The organism is Janthinobacterium sp. AD80, from assembly GCF_002878455.1.
Classification (GTDB): Bacteria; Pseudomonadota; Gammaproteobacteria; order Burkholderiales; family Burkholderiaceae_D; genus Janthinobacterium.
The window spans coordinates 39,875-56,890 of the sequence record NZ_NRDQ01000068.1; the positions used below are offsets into that span (position 1 = coordinate 39,875).

The window sequence follows — 17,016 nt, forward strand, 5'->3', positions numbered from 1 at the left end:
AGATTATAGGGGGTGCCCGGGATTCTGTCAAACCTAACGGGCAACTTTTTCCCCTGTTTTACTTTTTGCCGGCCCGTTCCTTGGCCGTTTGCGCGGCGCTGGAGTCCGGATAGCGGGCGATCAGCGCGTTCAGGGTCTTGGTGGTGTTGGCCTTGTCTTTCAGTTCCGTGTAGCAGCTGGCGATGTTGAGCATGGCATCGGCCGCCTTCGGGCTGTCCGGGTAGTTCTTCACGACGGCTTGCTGGGCGCTGATGGCGTTCTTGCAGTCGCGCTGGGCGTAATACGCGTTGCCCAGCCAGTATTGCGCGTTGGCCGCGTAGGCCGACTCCGGGTAGCGCTTCACAAAGGCGTCCAGCGCCGTGGCGGCACCCTTGTAGTCACCCGACTTGAACTGCGCCAGCGCCGCTTCGTAGGAGCTTTGCTCGGAGACGCCGACGGCCGCTTCCTGGCCGTCGATGGTGACCTGGCGCGGTTCGAGCTTGCGCAGGCGCGCGTCGAGGTCGGCGTAGAAATCTTTCTGGCGCTTTTGCGCGGTCGCCAGGTCATTGCCCAGCACTTCGATCTGTCCCCGCAGGCGGGCGATCTCTTGCATGGTCTGGTCGTGCTGGTTGAGCATGGCGAGGGTGCTGGTCTTGTCCGCCTTGGTATCGATGCGGCTGTTGATGTCGCGTGCCAGTGCGTCGACTTTCGAGCGCAGCTCCAGGATGGCCTTGCGTGCTTCGTCGTCGTCGAACAGGGCTGCGTTGGCGTGCAGGGGCAGGGCGGCAAAGGCGGCCAGCAGGGCGGCGGCGACGCCGGCTTTCGAGAATGTCATCATGGGTCGGGCTTTCAAAAGTTACGCATACATGCAAACGGGGCGCCAGGCGGTAATACTCCGCGCAGCGCCCCATTATTATGCCTATGACTGGCCAGTTAGGTAAGCGCGAATCTTGCTGCGCCTACCGCTGAACATCAATAAACGATGTCAGCGCGGCGGTTTTCTGCCCATGCTGCTTCGTTGCTGCCTTGAGCTTTAGGCTTTTCTTTGCCCAGCGACACGGCTTCCATTTGACCTTCTGGCACGCCCAGGGCGGCCATCGACTTGCGCACTGCTTCAGCACGTTTCTGGCCCAGGGCCAGGTTGTACTCGGCGCCGCCGCGTTCATCGGTGTTACCCTGGATCAGGATCTTGCGTGCTGGCGTTTTGACCAGGTAAGCAGCGTGGTTTTGTACCACTGGCGTTTCCGATTCACGCACGACGTATTTGTCGAAATCGAAGTAGATGCTGCGGTTGGCCAGCACGCCTTTTGGATCGTCCAGTGGATCGACCGATGCGGTCGTTACTGGCTGAACTTGACGGGTGTCAACTGGTTCAGCGACTTTTTCAGGAGCGCGCTCAACCACTGGGGTTTCAGCTACTTTGACTGGGGTGCTGCATGCGGACAGCAGGGCGGCGGTAGCGGCGATGAAAGCCAAACTTTTAAAGTTACTCATTTTTATTCTCCGGGTCGTGGTTAAGGTAAAACGTACTGCATTACTTCATAAAAGGACCCCAGGTGGGCTCCTTGATATTGCCAGCTTGCGTAGTCAAACGCTGTTTGACGCGGCCATCCACCGATACCACTGCCAGCGACTTGCGTCGTCCGGATTCGGTCGCGTACATGATATATTTCCCGTTGGGCGAAAAGCTCGGTGATTCGTCGTTGGCGGTGTCCGACAGGCGCAGTTCCTGGCCACTAGCCAGGTCGAGCGCGTAGAGCTGGAAATTGCCGTCGCGACGGGAAATATAAGCGAGAGTCTTCCCGTCGGACGAGATCCGCGGGCTGATGTTGTAGGAGCCGCCAAACGTCACGCGCTTGGCTTCGCCGCCGCTGGTCGACATGCGGTAGATTTGTGGTCCGCCGCTGCGATCGCTGGTGAAGTAAATGCTTTGGCCATCGGCCGAGAATTGAGGTTCCGTATCGATGCCGCTGCTGGTGGTCAGGCGGCGCAAGCCGCTGCCATCGGCGTTGACGGTGTAGACCTGGGTATGGCCGTCGCGCGACAGGGCCACGGCCAGGCGCGAACCGTCAGGGCTCCAGCTCGGTGCCGAATTGCTGCCTTTTTCGTTCGAGACGATGGTGCGCTGGCGCGTTACCAGGTTTTGCACGTAGACGATGGGCTTTTTCTTTTCAAACGACACATACGCGACCTTGGTGCCGTCCGGCGACCAGGCAGGCGAAATGATCGGCTCGTTCGAGCGCAGGGCGACCTGGATGCCTTCGCCGTCGGCGTCAGCCACTTCCAGGCGGTACTCGCGGCCCGATTGCGTGACGTAGGCGATGCGCGTGGCGAACGCGCCTTTCACGCCCGTCAGTTTTTCATAGATGTCATCGGCGATCTTGTGCGCCAGCAAGCGGTTGAACTGCGGCGCGGCCGCATTATTCATGCTCGACAGCTGCGCGCCCTTGATGGTATCGAACAGCTTGTAGCGCACATCCAGGCGGCCATCGGCCATGGTTTGCACGGTGCCGGCCGCCAGCGCATCGGCGCCGCGCGACTTCCATTGCTCGTAGCTGACGGGCGCCGTTTCCGACACGGGCGCATCGGCGTCGATCAGCTTGAACACGCCGCTGCGCGCCAGGTCGGCCTTGATGATGCCCGACAGCGATTGCGGCGCCGCCGATTCATTGACAAAGCTGGCGACAGCCACGGGGATCTGGTTGCTGCCGATCCCGGTAATCTCCACGCGCAGCTGCGCCTGGGCACCCGATGCTCCCAGCATCAGGCCGGCGCAGAGCACGACATAGCTCATTTTTTTCATGGTCATCATTTAGGCAAATCCTTCATCTCGAATATGAGTTCAATCTCGCGTTCCACGGTGCCGTCTTTTTTCTTCGGCAGTGGCGACGATTTATTAATGGCGTTTTCCACCGAGCTGTCATACGCCGGCAGGCCGCTACTTTTAATCTTTCGGACCGAAATAATTTCCCCAGTTGGCAATTGCTCGATCTTGAACACGGCGCGCGGGTTGCCCGGCACGTCCGTGCTACCGCTGTACGCGATATTGCTCTTGATCTTGCTCGTCAGGGCAGCGACATAGCCGCTGTCCTTGCGTGGCGCAGTCGCTTTCGCGGCCGTGCCTGTTGTTCCCGTACCGACCGCGCCCGTGATGCGGCTCATTTCGGCGGCGCGTGCCTTGTCGGCGGCTTTTTTCTCGTCGGCCGCTTTCTTCGCCTTGGCGGCTTTTTCCGCCGCCGCTTTTTTGTCGGCCAGTTCTTTCTCGGCTTTTTCTTCCGCCGCCTTTTCTTTCTCTTTGGCCTGCTTGGCTTTCTCCAGCTTGTCGGCCTTTTCTTTTTCCAGCTTTTCAGCCTTGTCTTTTTCTTTCTGCTTCTGTTTTTCCAGTTCGCGCTTCTCTTCCTCGCGTTCCTTCAATTCCTGCTTGCGGCGCTCTTCGGCCGCCGCTTTTTCTTTCTCTTCCTTCAGCTTTGCCTTCTTGCGTTCGAGGGCGATTTCCGCCTCGCGCAGGTCGACCTTCGGCTCGGGCGCGGCCACCGGCGGTGGTGGCGGCGGGGCTGGCTGCTCCACTTCCGGTTCCGGCGGCGGCGCAGGCGTTGGCTCCGGTTCCGTCGCCACGTCGGGTGGCGGCGCGGCCGTCTGCACCTGCATGTCCCATACTTCCGCTTCCACGGCGACCGGCTCCGTATTTTGCCAGTGTACGCCTACCCACAGGAAAAACAGCAGCCCAAGGTGCATCGCCAGCGCCAGGCCCAGCGAGGGCCAGCGGCTGCGTTCGCGCGGCACGCTGTAGGGCTTGCCGAGTACATGGTCGATTTGTTTGGTCTGCAAAGTCTAGTCTATCTAAAAACGGTCAAGTCTGGAAACAGGGTGCTGCGCTTACTTGGTGGCCAGGCCAACGCGGGTGATGCCCATCTTCTTCGCTTCCGAAATGAGCTGGATCACGTCGTCGTACTTGCTTTCCTTGTCGCCCGCGATCATCACCGGATACTCGGGATTGGTTTCGTGCAAGCCGCGCAGCTTGCGCAGCAGGGCGTCGCGGTTCGGTTCCGTTTCCGGCGACAACTGCTCCTTGCCGATGACGCCGATTGACAGCGAACCATTTGGCTTGAGCACGATCTGAATATAGTCATCAGGCGGTTTCGCCGATTTTTCCGCGTTGGGCAAGTTCACCACGCTGGGATTGTTCGACGACGGCATCACCATGAAGATGATCAGCAGCACCAGCATCACGTCGATATACGGCACGACGTTGATTTCCGACTTGAACTTGCGGCCACGGCCGCCGCGCATGCCGCCGCTATTGAATGAGGAACCCATGGCTGCTGCTCCCTCTTAGCGCGACTGGCGCTGCAAGATGTTCGAGAATTCCTCGACGAAGCTCTCGAAGCGGATCGCCAGGCGGTCGATGTCATGCGAAAAGCGGTTGTAGGCGACGACGGCGGGAATCGCGGCGAACAGGCCGATGGCGGTGGCGATCAGCGCTTCGGCAATGCCGGGCGCGACGGCGGCCAGCGTGGCTTGCTGCACGTTGGCCAGGCCGCGGAAGGCGTTCATGATGCCCCACACGGTGCCCAGCAAGCCGATGTATGGCGAGACGGAACCGACGGAGGCGAGGAAGGCCAGGTGCGATTCGAGTGCATCCATCTCGCGCTGGAAAGCGGCGCGCATGGCGCGGCGGGCGCCGTCGAGCACGGCGCCGACGTCCAGCGCTTCGCGCGTCGTGTACGAGGCCTTGCCCTTGATGAATTCACCCATGCCGGCATCGAAGATGCGGGCCAGCGCGCCGCTCTGGTCGCGGTTGCCGCTGGCGTTCTGGTGCAGCGCGTGCAGGTTGCCGCCGGCCCAGAAGCTGCGTTCAAACTCGATGGTTTGCTTGCGCGCCTGGCGCACGGCGAACATCTTGCGGAAAATATAGGTCCAGCTGGTCAGGGAAATCAGCAGCAGCAGGGCCATGATCAGTTGCACGATCAGGTGGGCATTGGAGATGAGCGCGAGGAAAGAAAGATCTTGTGTAACGTTCATTGGCTGGCAGTCTGTTGGGTGAATTGTCCGGGGGTGGCGGGTAGGGCTCAGGCGGCGCGCATGCGGGCCGCCACTGCATCGGGCACGGCGCGCGGGCGCAATGCCGAATCGACGCAGCCGATCTTGACGCGGGCCGTGTTGAGCAGGCTGTCGCCGCACCAGGCTTGTTGCAGGAAAACGATGGAGGCGCGCCCCATTTTTTCTATGCTTAACGTTAATCTTAACGTGTCATCGAGCCTGGCTGGCGCATGATAGTCGGCGTTGACGCTTTTGACAACGAACATCGCGTCGTGCTGTTGCAGCAATTCCTGCTGGCCCACGTCGATGGCGCGCAGCCATTCTGTGCGCGCGCGCTCGAAGAATTTCAGGTAGTTTGCGTAATAGACGATGCCGCCGGCGTCGGTGTCTTCATAGTAGACACGTACGTTCCAGGTAAAGACTGAAGGCATGTTTATTGCGCCAGTAGTGAGATTGAGCAACATTTTACGCGATTTTTCTTGTAGTGACTGAAAGCGTTTGCCGGAATGCCATGCAAAAGCGGCATGCAAGTTGCACCGCAGCATTGTAAATCCGGGGGGCGCAATGGCAAGCCTCGTAACATACGCTTACATGCCCTGGCCAGGTTTAAGTTCAGCTTAAGAACCGGCGCCTAGTCCCCGGGCGTGGCCCGCGGCGCGCCCGGGCTGCGGTGGCGCGCGGCGATTATAGCCGCACCGTTGCATTCCTTGCTCAATTTGGGCACTTAACTTACAATTTGCATTCCATTACGTCTCACGTGACTGGCGAAAAGTCGGGCGATCTTCCTCATTGGCGGTCGGCAAACCGGCGAAAGGTGGGCACCCACCGGGAAACGTGAGATTTTTCATCAGCCGTTCGCCTGGGTAGCCACTATGGAAAAGCACGAAGAGGCTGCCCGTCCAATGTTGTTGTTCACTTAACGCCGGCTCCCCTCATTCGATCCAACCTGCCAGTACAAGCACCCTCATACTTGGAGTTTTTACATGTTTGCAAAAGATCATACCCTCGCCAACGTCGATCCTGAATTGTTCGCCGTCATTCAAAAAGAAAACACGCGCCAGCACGATCACATCGAACTGATCGCGTCGGAGAACTACACCTCGCCAGCCGTGATGGAAGCGCAAGGTTCGCAATTGACGAACAAGTACGCCGAAGGCTACCCGGGCAAGCGCTACTACGGCGGCTGCGAGTACGTCGATGTCGCCGAGCAACTGGCCATCGACCGTGTGAAGCAGCTGTTCGGCGCCGAATGCGCGAACGTGCAGCCGAACTCGGGCTCGCAGGCGAACCAGGGCGTGTTCTTCGCCATGTTGAAACCAGGCGACCTGATCATGGGTATGTCGCTGGCCGAAGGCGGCCACCTGACCCACGGCATGCCGCTGAACATGTCCGGCAAGTGGTTCGATGTCGTGTCCTATGGCTTGACGGCCGAAGAAGACATCGACTACGAAGCCATGGAACGCCTGGCCCGCGAACGCAAGCCAAAGCTGATCATCGCCGGTGCGTCCGCCTTCTCGAAAAAGATCGACTTCGAGCGCTTCGGCAAGATCGCCAAGGAAGTTGGCGCCTACTTCATGGTCGACATGGCCCACTACGCGGGCCTGATCGCCGCCGGCCTGTACCCGAACCCGGTGCCGTTCGCCGACTTCGTCACCTCGACCACGCACAAATCGCTGCGCGGCCCGCGCGGCGGCATCATCCTGATGAAGGCCGAACACGAAAAAGCCATCAACTCGGCCATCTTCCCCGGCATCCAGGGCGGCCCGCTGATGCACGTGATCGCCGGCAAGGCTGTTGCCTTCAAGGAAGCGCTGAGCCCCGAGTTCGTCGAATACCAGAAGCAAGTGGTCAAGAACGCCGACGTGCTGGCGAAGACCCTGATCAAGCGCGGCCTGCGCATCGTTTCCGGCGGCACCGAATCGCACGTCATGCTGGTCGACCTGCGCGCCAAGAACCTGACGGGCAAGGAAGCCGAAGCCATCCTCGGTTCCGCGCACATCACCTGCAACAAGAACGGTATTCCGAACGACCCGCAAAAACCCTTCGTCACCTCGGGTATCCGCCTGGGCAGCCCGGCGATGACGACGCGCGGTTTCAAGGAAGCGCAAGCGGAAGAAGTGGGCAACCTGATCGCCGACGTGCTGGACAATCCGCATGACGCCGCCACCATCGAGCGCGTGAAAGCGGCCGTGAAAGTGCTGGCCGATGCCCATCCGGTATACGCAGCTTAAGAGCCTGTTCCGGTAAACGAATACATCCGCAGCAGACACCCCGCGGAAGCGGGTACTGCCTTGCCCGTCGTAGCATGGCGCGCCATGCGTCCTCCTCGCGCCTTGTCCGCGCGACCGATGAGCAATCTGCTGCAGACGCTCCTTACCGGAATAGTCTCTAATTGTTTGTCCAGAATGTGTCATACAGAGTAAGATTGTGTATGACACATTCCTGTCGTGCCCACGGGCGCCCGGAGTGATTCGGGCGCCCGTTGATTTAAGGGCGGCGATTTCCCGTAATTATTACTATAAAGTTGTAGCCAGCCCATGAAATGTCCATTTTGCCAGCACGGCGATACCCAGGTTCTCGATACGCGCGTATCGGAGGAAGGGGATGCCATCCGGCGCCGCCGCCGCTGCAGCAAGTGCGACAAGCGTTTTACCACCTATGAGCGCATTGAACTTATCATGCCGGCCGTCGTCAAAAAGAATGGCAGCCGGACGGAGTTCGCTGCGGATAAGTTGCGCGGCAGTTTGATGCTGGCCTTGCGCAAGCGCCCCGTCGCGGCCGCCTCCGTGGATACGGCCATCGCCTCCATCCAGGAAAAACTGCTGACCAGCGGCTTGCGTGAAGTCGATTCCGGTTATATCGGCGAACTCGTCATGCAGGAATTGAAGCGCCTCGACAAGATCGCGTATATCCGCTTCGCTTCCGTGTACAAGAACTTCGAAGACCTGGCCGAGTTCCAGGATGCGATTGCCGAAGTGGGGCAGGCGCGCAAGCCGTAGGCGGCGCGTTTTGCGCCGGGCGGCTCTTGCCCCGTGCTCTTGCCCCGGTTTCTTATCGGTCTTGTGCCGGTCTCGTGCAGGGTTCTTGCCGGTTCCGTGCCGGTTTTGCGGGTTTTGCGGGTTTTTTTCGCCGGTTTCGCGGAAGCCGCCTGTTCCTGCTGGCAGTCTCCTGGATGCCCCGCGCTGATGCTACTGCTGCTGCTGCTGCTGCGTCTGCTTCTGCTGCGGCTGCCGCTTCTGCGTTTTCTTCACGTGCCTGCAGCACGCTTGACCCTATCTGATTGAACCTTGCGGTGTATCAAATGGATGCGCCATGCCCGCCGCGCCGGCGCCCGGCGTTTGCAGTCATCGCGGCGCGGCGCCGTGTCCGGGCTTTGCTTGTGTCTTGCGCGCGCCGGACGCCGGCCCTCTGTGTCGCTGCGCGATTGCCGCCTCTCCTGATCCGCCAGCGGCTGCGGCAGGCACCCGTCGCGGCACGTCTTCACCATGCATTTCTGCCAGCATCATCGGCGCGCGCCATGGTCGTTCCATCCAGCTATTTTTTCCGCTGGCAAGCCGGCTGATCAATACAAGCCCCGTTTCTGCTGTCTTTTTATCGCCATTCCACCGCCGTTTGCGCTAGCTCATGTCCAGATGTGCGCGCACGCCTATCGTGTAGCTGGGCCGCCTGTTCCTGCGACTCTTTCTGCGAAAAAGGAGTACTCGATGCGCAACGGCGGCCGCGGCATGGTGATGATGGGCGGCAGCACCCTGGTCGAGGTGCTGGTGTCGCTGCTCTTGCTGGCGCTGGGCCTGCTTGGCGCCAGCATCCTGCATCTGACTTCCCTGCGCGCGCGCCATGAATCGGCATTGCTGTCGAGCGCGGTGCAGCTGGCCGCCGGCATGGCCGAGCGCATGCGTGCGAATAGTGTGCTGATGCATGGCCCCGATGCCGGCAATGCCTATCTCGGCGTCTCCTATGAAGAGCCGCCTGACGGCGCCGCGCCTGGCCCGGCCGGTGGCCCCGCCTGTTTTGGCGCCGCCGCCTGCAGCGCCGCGCAGCTGGCGCAGTTCGATATCGCCGAATGGCGCCAGCAACTGCACGCAAGCTTGCCGGGCGCGCGCCTGCATATCTGCCGCGACGTCCAGACGTGGGATGCGTCCGCGCAAGGTTTGCACTGGACGTGCAGCGGCGGCAAGGGCGCGCCCGTCGTCATCAAGCTGGGCTGGCGTGGCCGGCATGCCAATGGTCAGCCGGTCCAGAATGGCGATGGCGTCGCACTGCCCAAGCTGGCCTTGCAAGTGGGCGGGGGCGGGGCATGAACGGCGAGGCGGCCAGGCAAGCCGGCGGCGCCAGGCGCGGCCACCGTGGCCACTGGCGCCGGCATGGCGGCCTGAGCCTGGTAGAAATGCTGGTGGGCATGGCGCTGGGTGCCTTGCTGATGCTTGCCGCCAGTGCCGTGCTGCTGGCGGCTGGCGGCAGCTACGCTGGCCAGTCCGCCAGCGCGCGTCTCGACGATAACGGCCGCTATGCGCTCGACACCATCGCCCGCGCCGTGCGGCAGACAGCCTATGTCAACTGGGACAGCAGCGCCGCGCCCGTCGCCCACGCCACGCATGACAGCGCCAATATCGCCGGACTTGACGCGCGCAGCCTGGGCAAGAACAGCGACGGCATCAGCCAGTCGTTGCCCGGCGCCGCGCATGGCAGCGATGTGCTGGCCTTGCGCTATTACGGCGCGGGCGACGACGCGGGCGGCGATGGCTCCGTGCTCAATTGCGCCGGCTTCGGCGTGGGTGCCGCGCAAACGGAAGCCCAGCGTGGCTGGAGCATCTTCTATGTTGCCGAGGGTGCCGATGGCGAGGCCGAATTGCGCTGCAAATACCGTGGCGCCAATGGCTGGGGCGCCGACGCCATCATTCGCGGCGTCGACGGTTTTCAAGTCCTGTACGGCCTCGATACGGATACGCCTGCCGATGGCGTGGCCAACAGCTATGTCCATGCCAGCGCGCTGGACGCCTACGATGCCGCGCTGGTGCTGGTCGGGGCCAGCGCGGCGGAGCGCCAGCGCGACTTGTTCCGCCGCACGCACTGGAAGCGCATTGTCGGCGTGCGCGTGGCGTTGCTGCTGCATGGCGACTCTGGCGCCGTAGGCAAAGCCGATGACATGGGGCCGGCGCAGTTCGACCTGTTCGGCCAAGCGTATGCCGAGGCGCACGGCGCAGGCGATCCGGGCGTGCGCATTGTGCGGGCGGCGCTGCCCGCCGCGGCGCAGGGCCGGCCACGGCAGATGGTGCAGATGAGCATCATGCTGCGCAACGGCGGGAGTTAGCCATGACTGTCATCGCCATGGCCATTGCCAGTTGCCGAGCCGGACCCGAGCCTTTGCGCCAGCGGGGCGCCACCCTCGTCTACGTGCTGTGCTTGCTGGTCGTGGTCCTGCTGCTGGGCGTGTCGGCGGCGCAGATGGCCTTGCAGGGCGAAAAGGCGGCACGCGGCGAACGCGACCGGCATATCGCGTTCCAGGCCGCGGAGGAAGCGTTGCTCGATGCGCAGAACGATATCGAAGGCTTGCCCGGCGCGCCCGGGCGCAGCAGCCTGTTTGCGCCGGACAGCGCCGCCGGCTTCCTCGATGGCTGCGGCGAGGCGGGCAGTGGCCAGCTGGGCTTGTGCCTGGCGGCGGCCAAGGGCATGCCGCCGCTATGGCTGGCCATGGCGCTCGATGCGCCGGACGGCGCCAGTGGCAACCGCTTCGTGCCGCACGGGCACTATACGGGTGCGGCCATGCAGACGGGACAAGGCTATCTGCCGTTCCGGCGTCCCCGCTATCTGATCGAACTGTTGCCCTTCCATGCGCCGGGCGAGGAGGCGGGCACGCCTGAGGGCAAGCTGCTCAATCCCAGTTATCTGTACCGCATCACGGCCATCGGCTTCGGTGCGCAGGAAAGCACGCAGGTGGTGCTGCAAAGCTATTACCGCAAAGCGGCGGCGGGAGCGGGGCCGTGATGGCGCCGCAGCTTGGATGCGCTGATCCACGTGGACAGCCGCGCCGGGCTGTGCACTGGTCTTCATGCTTGCGCGCGGCGCGGGTCCGGCTGGCGGCCTGCCTGTGCTGCCGATGCTGCCTGCTTTGCCTGCTGTGCCTGTTTTTTCAGCCCGTGCAGGCGGCAACCCCGGCGGTGGCGCTGGAACGGGCCGATGCGGGCTTGCAGGGCGCCAGAGTGCCGCCGAACCTGCTGCTCAATCTGTCGCTTACGCATGCGGCGGCCGCTGCCGCGCATGGCGGCGAGTATCTGCCACAGCGCGAGTACGCCGGCTATTTCGACGCGCGCATGTGCTATGTGTATCCGTATCGCAGCAAGGATGGCGCCATGCTGCCGGATTTGCGCGTAGCGACCGCTTACTTCTCCGTGCTGAAGCCGGCCGATGCGCTGCATGGCTGTGGCGGCGATAGTTTCAGTGGCAATTTCCTGAACTGGGCCAGTGCAAGCATGCTCGACATCGTCCGCTATGCATTGACGGGCGGCGCGCGCGTCATCGATGAAGTGCGCAAGACGGTCCTGCAGCGGGCCTATCTGCCCGATGGCGCCAGCGGCCCGGATTTTTTCGCCCATGCCGATTATTTTCCGCGCAAGGTCTTGCGCCAGGGCGTCGCCGCCGCGACGCCATTTGCGCTGGCGCAAGTGGCCATCGTTTCCTGCCGCAACCGCCTGCTGTTTGGCGACGCCAGCCTGCCTGGCAGTGGCAGTGGCAGTGGCAGTTGCGACGCGCCTGGCGCAGCGGGCACGCATGGGGTGTTTTTGGCAAGGGTGCGCGTGTGCGATGCCAGCGAGGGACCGCTGCGCGGCGACTTGTGCCTGGCGTACGGCAAGCAATACAAGCCGGTCGGCGCCCTGCAGCGTCTGGGCGGCAGGGTGCGCGTGGGCGTCTTTGGCCATCTGAACGGCCCCCCTGTCGTCAGCCCTTCAGTCAGCCCTTCGGTCAACCATATGTATGGCGGCGTGCTGCGCGCGCCGCTGGCCCACGTGGGCAGGCAGCGCTGGCTGGCGCCCGGCTTCGTGGCGCAGGACAATCCCGATGCCGAATGGCATCCGCTGACGGGCGTGTTCCTCGAGCATGGCCACGGTGGCGGCCATGGCGGCGGGGTGACCGCTTACATCAACGGCCTGGGCCACAGTAACCCGGCGCGCCAGGGCGCCTACGCGGGCGCGGCGCCGCTGGCCGAATTGCTGTACGAATCGTTGCGCTACCTGCAGGGGCGGCAGGCCAGTCCCGTGGTGCCGCCCGCCACGGCGCCGCCAGCCGTCGACGATGGCTTGCCGGTTGTAGGCCAGTGGAGCGATCCGCAGACGGCCAGCTGCCAGCGCCATATTGTCGTCAGCCTTGGCGATGCGGGCATGGCCGCTGACCGCTACGTGCCAGGCAATCTTCCCGTCGCAGGCGCGCCGTCCATGCCAGCGACCGCGCGCGTCCCACGGATGCCTTTGCGCCACCCCCGCTCGATACGATGGCCTGGACCAGCGCCGTAGGGATGCTGGAAAGCGGTGGCGCGCAGGGCAATCCGGCACCACGGCCCGAACTGGCCGGGCTGGAAATGCTGGCCGGCGGGGCGGATGGGGCCAGCTACCATGTGGCGGGCCTGGCGTACTGGTCGCATGTGCAGGCGCTGCGCCCCGGCGGCAAGGCCGACAACGGCAACGCGGCGACGCTGGAGCACCATGCGGGCGACTTGCGCCGTAGCGACCCGGCGACCATGCCCGCTGCCACGCCAACTGTCACGCCGCTGCTGCTGGCGGCCAAGTATGGCGGCTTTGCCGATACGAATGGCGATGCGAACCCGTTCAAGAGCGCCAGCGGCAACGCCCTTGCCGAATGGAGCCTGGATGGTCGCTGGCCCAGACACTATTTGCCCGGCAGCGATCCTGTCGCCCTGATCGCCGGCTTGCGTGCCGCCTTTGTCGCCGCGGACAAGGCAACGCGGGTGTCCACGCTGGCCGGCCCCATGCTGATGGCGCCTGCCAGCGGCGGGGAAGAGGCGTACTGGTTCCAGACGCAGATGCGATTGGCGGACGGCAGCATGAGCGTATCGCGCTTCGCCTTCGCGGTGGCTGCCGATGGCGGCGTAAGCGCTGGCAAGCCGGTGTGGCGCGCGGGCGAGCTGACGCCAGCCACGCCTGCAGACACACCGGCCACCTTGCGTCCCGTCTACACGCTCGATGCGCAGGGCGCGTTGATGCCGCTGCTCTGGAAGCGCTTGAATCCGGCGCAGCGCAGTGCCTTCAGTGCTGGCGACGACAGCGGCGACGGGCAGGGCGACGCTCACGGCGAGGTGCGGCTTGAGTATCTGCTGGGCAAACGCACGGATGAAGTGGGGTTGCCGGGTGGCTTCTTGCGCCGCCGCGCCGGCGGCCTGGGCGCTGCACCCTTCGGCAGTCTCGTGTACGTGGGCACGCCGGCGCCGGGCATGCCGGGCGCCGGTTACCAGTTGCACCGCAAGCTGCTGCAGCAGCGGCGCAAGATGCTTTACCTGGGGACAAACGATGGCTTGCTGCATGCCTTCGACGCGCGCACGGGCAGCGAACTGTTTGCATATTTGCCCCAGGCACTGCTGCGTGGCGCGGCGGGCGCGGCGAGTACTCACTACAGTCCCGCACCCTTGCTCGACGGCAGCGCGGCTGTAGCGGAAGTGCTGGCGCTGGGACACTGGAAAACGCTGCTGGTGTCGGGCATGGGCGGTGGCGCCCAGGGCGTGTTTGCGCTCGATATCACCGATCCGGCCCGCTTTGCGCAAGACGGTGCCGTGTGGGAATTTACCGACCGCGATGACAAACTGATCGGCAATGTGCGGGCGCCGCCGGCGTTTGCCCGGCTCAATATGGGTGGCAAGGAGGGCGTGCCGGCCTACCGCGACTTTGCAGTGGTGGCGAGCGGCTACAACAATTACAGCGCCGATGGCAAGGAAACGACGGCGCCTGCCGACGCTGCCGCCATCTTCCTGCTGGCACTGGACAAGGCCGTGGGCGCGCCGTGGCTCTTGGGCAGCAATTACTACCGGCTGAAAGTGCCGGTGGCCAGTGGCGGCGACGGCGGCCCCGATGCTGGCCAGGACGGGGGCGCCACTGCCCATGCGCTGGGGCCGCCCGCACTGCTGCCGGGCAGCAACGGTGCACTGGCCTATCTGTATGCGGGCGATTTGCAGGGCAATGTCTGGCGCTTCGACGTGTCAGGCGGGCCGCCGTGGAAAGACGGGGCGGGACGCAAGCTGGTCTTTGTCGCGCGCGATGCGCAAGGCTTGCGCCAGCCTGTGACACAGCAGATCAAGGTGGCGTATGCGCCGGGCGGCGGCTATCTGCTGCTGTTTGGCACGGGCAAGCTGGTCGAGGCGGCAGATACCTGGCCTGGCGCCTTCCTGCCGCAAGCGTTTTATGCCGTCCATGACGATTTGCGCCAGCAATCGGCGACGCTCGGCCGTGCCGACCTGGAGCCGCGCTCGCTGGCCGTGGTGCCCGATGGACTGGCCCTTGAGGGTGCCGACCTGCGCTACACGGGCAGCGCCGCCATGCATGGCTGGTACCTGGATTTCATGGAGGCCGCGCAGACGGGCGAACGCAGCATCCACAGCCCCGCGCTGGCGGCGGGCAAGGTGATCTTCAATACCGTTTTGCCGGGACGCGAGCCGTGCGCCCGGCCTGCCACGCGCCTGTATGCGCTGGACGTGCTGAGCGGTTTTGCCGCCGACGGCGCCGGCCTGGTGCAGGCGGGGGCGGTGACGGGCCGCCTGCTCGACGGCCTGGCACGGGCGCCGCCGATGGTGCTGGAACTGAACAGTACGGTGGGCGCCGCCACGGCGACGGGACGCGTCGAGCTACGCAAGGAGCTGGCCGTGCTGCAACCGGGCTTGTCCGGTGCGGTGCTGCAGCCGCTCAAGGTATTCGGCGCGCCGCTGCCCGCCCGCCGCCTCAGCTGGCGCGAAGTGGCGAACTGGCGTGAATTGCACGAAGCGGCCAAGAAAAAGATGCCATGAAATTCATGGCAAAGAGCTTCCATGCAGGTTCGCGGCGCGCGGTAGGCCAGGCAGCAACTGGTTTGGCAACTGGCTTGGCTACCGCAGCGGCAGCGGCAGCCGCAGCGCCCCGCATTGGCACGTCGTGGTGCGGCGGTCTGATTAAAATGATGGAAAGGGCGACACGTGACGGCGCTGCGGCGAGATGAACTGGCGTGGCGGGATGGCGGCGCGGGAGTCAGGCGGCCGGCGCAAGTCCTGCCGGCCGGGCGATGGCTGGCGTGGCAGCCACACGCCGTCGCACCGGGGTTCAGCCTGATCGAACTGCTGGCCGTGCTGGCGATCATCAGCGTGCTGCTGGCGCTGGCCGTGCCCGCCTATCACGGCCATATCGTGCGCGCCAAGCGGGTGCAAGGGCAGGCGGCGCTGTTACGGCTGATGCAGCAGCAGGAGCGTTACTACACGCAAAATAATCGCTACCTGGCCTTTTCCTCGGCATCGCCAGCGCCGCAGGTCCAGCAATTTCCCTGGTGGTCAGGTGATGGCCCCGAGTCGGGCGCCTCCGGCAGTGCCTATGAAATCGAAGCCGTCGCCTGTCCCGGCATGAGCATCGGGCTCTGCGTGCTGTTGCGGGCCATGCCGGGGACGCCAAAGGTGGATGCGCACTTTCACGATGCCGAGTGCGGCGTCTTGTCCTTGAGCAGCACGGGCCAGCGGGGCAGCAGCGGCCCGGCCAGCCGTTGCTGGCCCTAGCCATGGCCGCCCTGCGCTGTCGCGATGCCAAACTTGCCAGCGGCTGGCGCCTGCGCGTCGCTTGCTGCGGGCCACCGAAGGGCCTGCGGCCATGGCGCGCGGGGCATACCTTGCTGGAATTGCTGGCCGTGCTGTCGATCGCCGCCATGCTGGCGGCCGCCACCCTGCCCAGTTTGCAGCAGTTGCTGGCGCGCCAGCAAGTGCGCGTGGCGGCCATGGACTTGTATTCCGCCATTGAATTGACGCGGGCGCTGGCGATGGCGCGCGGCCAGCGCGTGCTGCTGATGCCGGCCGGTGCCGGTGGCGTGGACTGGCGCACGGGCTGGCTGGTATTCATCGACCGCAATGCCAACCTGGCTCTCGATGGCGGCGATGAACTGTTGTTTCGCCAGGGGCCGCTGGCGGCGGGCATCAACGTCCAGTTTGCCTTTTCTTCCGGCGCGGCGCCGTTTTATATTGCCTACAATGGCGCGGGACGCGGTTGCAGTGCCACCAATAGCCTGGCGGCGCGCTGGGGCACGCTGTCCCTGCGGCTGGGCAGCCAGGTGCGCCATGTCAAGATCAATATGCTGGGCAGGGTGCGCGTCTGCGATCCACAGCAGCAGCCGCTCAATTGCAGCGGCGTGGCCGACAGCTGAAGACGGTCCGGGCGGCTTGTGCTGCCAGGGCCGGCCATGCCCGCAATAGCTAGCCATCGGTCACGAGCCAGGGAAATGTGGCGCCAGCCGCCAGCCACCTGCCACCTGCCACCTGCCACCTGCCACCAGCCTGTGCGCAGGTGTGAATGTGGGAAAAGCTCTACTGCTGGATATAAATGGGCAGGAATCTTCCGCGCCCTGTTCCTGAAACCTGGCGCTATAGTCCGTCTGCCATGGTTCCCTTCCAACTTTGCCGGCGTCGGCAAGACGATGCCTGCCAAGCCAAGCCAAGCCAAGCCAAGCCAAGCCAAGCCAAGCCAAGCCAAGCCAAGCCAAGCCAAGGCAAGGCAAGGCAAGGCAAGCGCCAAGCGCCAAGCGTCAAGCGTCAAGGCGACTAGGTGTGATGTTTCAATAGGTTGTTGTGGTTCATTCGGATTGGATTTGAGACACTGGAAATCGCCAAACCCCCAGTTCTCAAGGAAACCAACCGAATGAACATCCATAAGAATGCCCGATTAACGCTGATTCGTCGAGTCGAGATGGTCGAAGACGTCCTGCTTAACCGCCTGCCGAGCTGCCAGGCCGCTACCCGCTACGCCGTGAGCGAAGCAACTGTGCGCAAAT

16 protein-coding genes, 1 pseudogene and 1 riboswitch are annotated in these 17,016 nt (G+C 63.8%); of the genes and pseudogenes, 10 read left to right on the plus strand and 7 right to left on the minus strand.

The genetic code is table 11. From position 1 onward, the window contains the following. Positions 1-58: 58 nt before the first annotated feature. The 7 genes from ybgF to ybgC form a co-directional block, all read right to left on the minus strand. Positions 59-817 carry a tol-pal system protein YbgF gene (gene ybgF, locus JaAD80_RS14755; protein ID WP_102295041.1) on the minus strand — a complete coding sequence of 253 codons (759 nt, stop codon included), beginning with the start codon at positions 815-817 and terminating at the stop codon, positions 59-61. Positions 818-951: 134 nt separating this feature from the next. Then, on the minus strand, positions 952-1,473 hold the full coding sequence (pal, locus tag JaAD80_RS14760) for a peptidoglycan-associated lipoprotein Pal (RefSeq protein WP_102295043.1): 522 nt from the start codon (positions 1,471-1,473) through the stop codon (positions 952-954). Between the two features lie 40 nt (positions 1,474-1,513). After that, complete coding sequence (tolB, locus tag JaAD80_RS14765; protein ID WP_374755248.1) at positions 1,514-2,782, minus strand: Tol-Pal system beta propeller repeat protein TolB; 1,269 nt, start codon at positions 2,780-2,782, stop codon at positions 1,514-1,516. Positions 2,783-2,787: 5 nt separating this feature from the next. Then, on the minus strand, positions 2,788-3,807 hold the full coding sequence (tolA, locus tag JaAD80_RS14770) for a cell envelope integrity protein TolA (protein WP_102295047.1): 1,020 nt from the start codon (positions 3,805-3,807) through the stop codon (positions 2,788-2,790). Between the two features lie 48 nt (positions 3,808-3,855). After that, positions 3,856-4,296 carry an ExbD/TolR family protein gene (locus tag JaAD80_RS14775; protein ID WP_258003006.1) on the minus strand — a complete coding sequence of 147 codons (441 nt, stop codon included), beginning with the start codon at positions 4,294-4,296 and terminating at the stop codon, positions 3,856-3,858. 15 nt (positions 4,297-4,311) lie between these two features. Beyond that, a complete protein-coding gene (gene tolQ / locus JaAD80_RS14780) occupies positions 4,312-5,001 on the minus strand; it encodes a protein TolQ (RefSeq protein ID WP_102295049.1) in 690 nt (229 codons plus the stop codon). 47 nt (positions 5,002-5,048) lie between these two features. After that, positions 5,049-5,450 carry a tol-pal system-associated acyl-CoA thioesterase gene (ybgC, locus tag JaAD80_RS14785; protein ID WP_102295051.1) on the minus strand — a complete coding sequence of 134 codons (402 nt, stop codon included), beginning with the start codon at positions 5,448-5,450 and terminating at the stop codon, positions 5,049-5,051. Between the two features lie 316 nt (positions 5,451-5,766). Then, positions 5,767-5,891, plus strand: a riboswitch (ZMP/ZTP riboswitch). A 111-nt stretch (positions 5,892-6,002) separates the two neighbouring features. Here ybgC and glyA point away from each other — a divergent pair. The 10 genes and pseudogenes from glyA to JaAD80_RS32005 form a co-directional block, all read left to right on the plus strand. Beyond that, positions 6,003-7,250, plus strand: coding sequence for a serine hydroxymethyltransferase (glyA, locus tag JaAD80_RS14790; RefSeq protein ID WP_102295052.1), 1,248 nt, complete (start codon positions 6,003-6,005; stop codon positions 7,248-7,250). A gap of 306 nt (positions 7,251-7,556) precedes the next feature. Continuing rightward, positions 7,557-8,018: a transcriptional regulator NrdR gene (gene nrdR / locus JaAD80_RS14795; RefSeq protein WP_071324704.1), complete on the plus strand. Its 462-nt coding sequence runs from the start codon at positions 7,557-7,559 to the stop codon at positions 8,016-8,018. A gap of 705 nt (positions 8,019-8,723) precedes the next feature. Then, the gene (gene pilV / locus JaAD80_RS14800) at positions 8,724-9,320 is read left to right on the plus strand and encodes a type IV pilus modification protein PilV (RefSeq protein ID WP_102295054.1); all 597 of its coding nucleotides are present in this window, start codon (positions 8,724-8,726) and stop codon (positions 9,318-9,320) included. Next, the gene (locus tag JaAD80_RS14805; protein ID WP_102295055.1) at positions 9,317-10,330 is read left to right on the plus strand and encodes a PilW family protein; all 1,014 of its coding nucleotides are present in this window, start codon (positions 9,317-9,319) and stop codon (positions 10,328-10,330) included. Before pilV ends, JaAD80_RS14805 begins: the two co-directional genes overlap by 4 nt. A gap of 2 nt (positions 10,331-10,332) precedes the next feature. Continuing rightward, positions 10,333-11,004 (plus strand): PilX N-terminal domain-containing pilus assembly protein, encoded by a 672-nt coding sequence (locus tag JaAD80_RS14810; RefSeq protein WP_102295057.1) that lies wholly within the window; start codon positions 10,333-10,335, stop codon positions 11,002-11,004. Positions 11,005-11,156: 152 nt separating this feature from the next. Continuing rightward, complete coding sequence (locus JaAD80_RS14815) at positions 11,157-12,527, plus strand: hypothetical protein (protein WP_146012394.1); 1,371 nt, start codon at positions 11,157-11,159, stop codon at positions 12,525-12,527. Continuing rightward, positions 12,506-15,022 carry a pilus assembly protein gene (locus tag JaAD80_RS14820; RefSeq protein ID WP_102295060.1) on the plus strand — a complete coding sequence of 839 codons (2,517 nt, stop codon included), beginning with the start codon at positions 12,506-12,508 and terminating at the stop codon, positions 15,020-15,022. Before JaAD80_RS14815 ends, JaAD80_RS14820 begins: the two co-directional genes overlap by 22 nt. Positions 15,023-15,187: 165 nt before the next feature. Then, complete coding sequence (locus tag JaAD80_RS14825) at positions 15,188-15,754, plus strand: type IV pilin protein (protein ID WP_308410611.1); 567 nt, start codon at positions 15,188-15,190, stop codon at positions 15,752-15,754. Positions 15,755-15,756: 2 nt separating this feature from the next. Further along, entirely contained in the window at positions 15,757-16,392 is a 636-nt protein-coding gene (locus tag JaAD80_RS14830; RefSeq protein ID WP_308410612.1) for a GspH/FimT family pseudopilin, read from the plus strand. A gap of 491 nt (positions 16,393-16,883) precedes the next feature. Next, positions 16,884-17,016: pseudogene (locus tag JaAD80_RS32005) on the plus strand (IS481 family transposase); the annotation flags it as partial.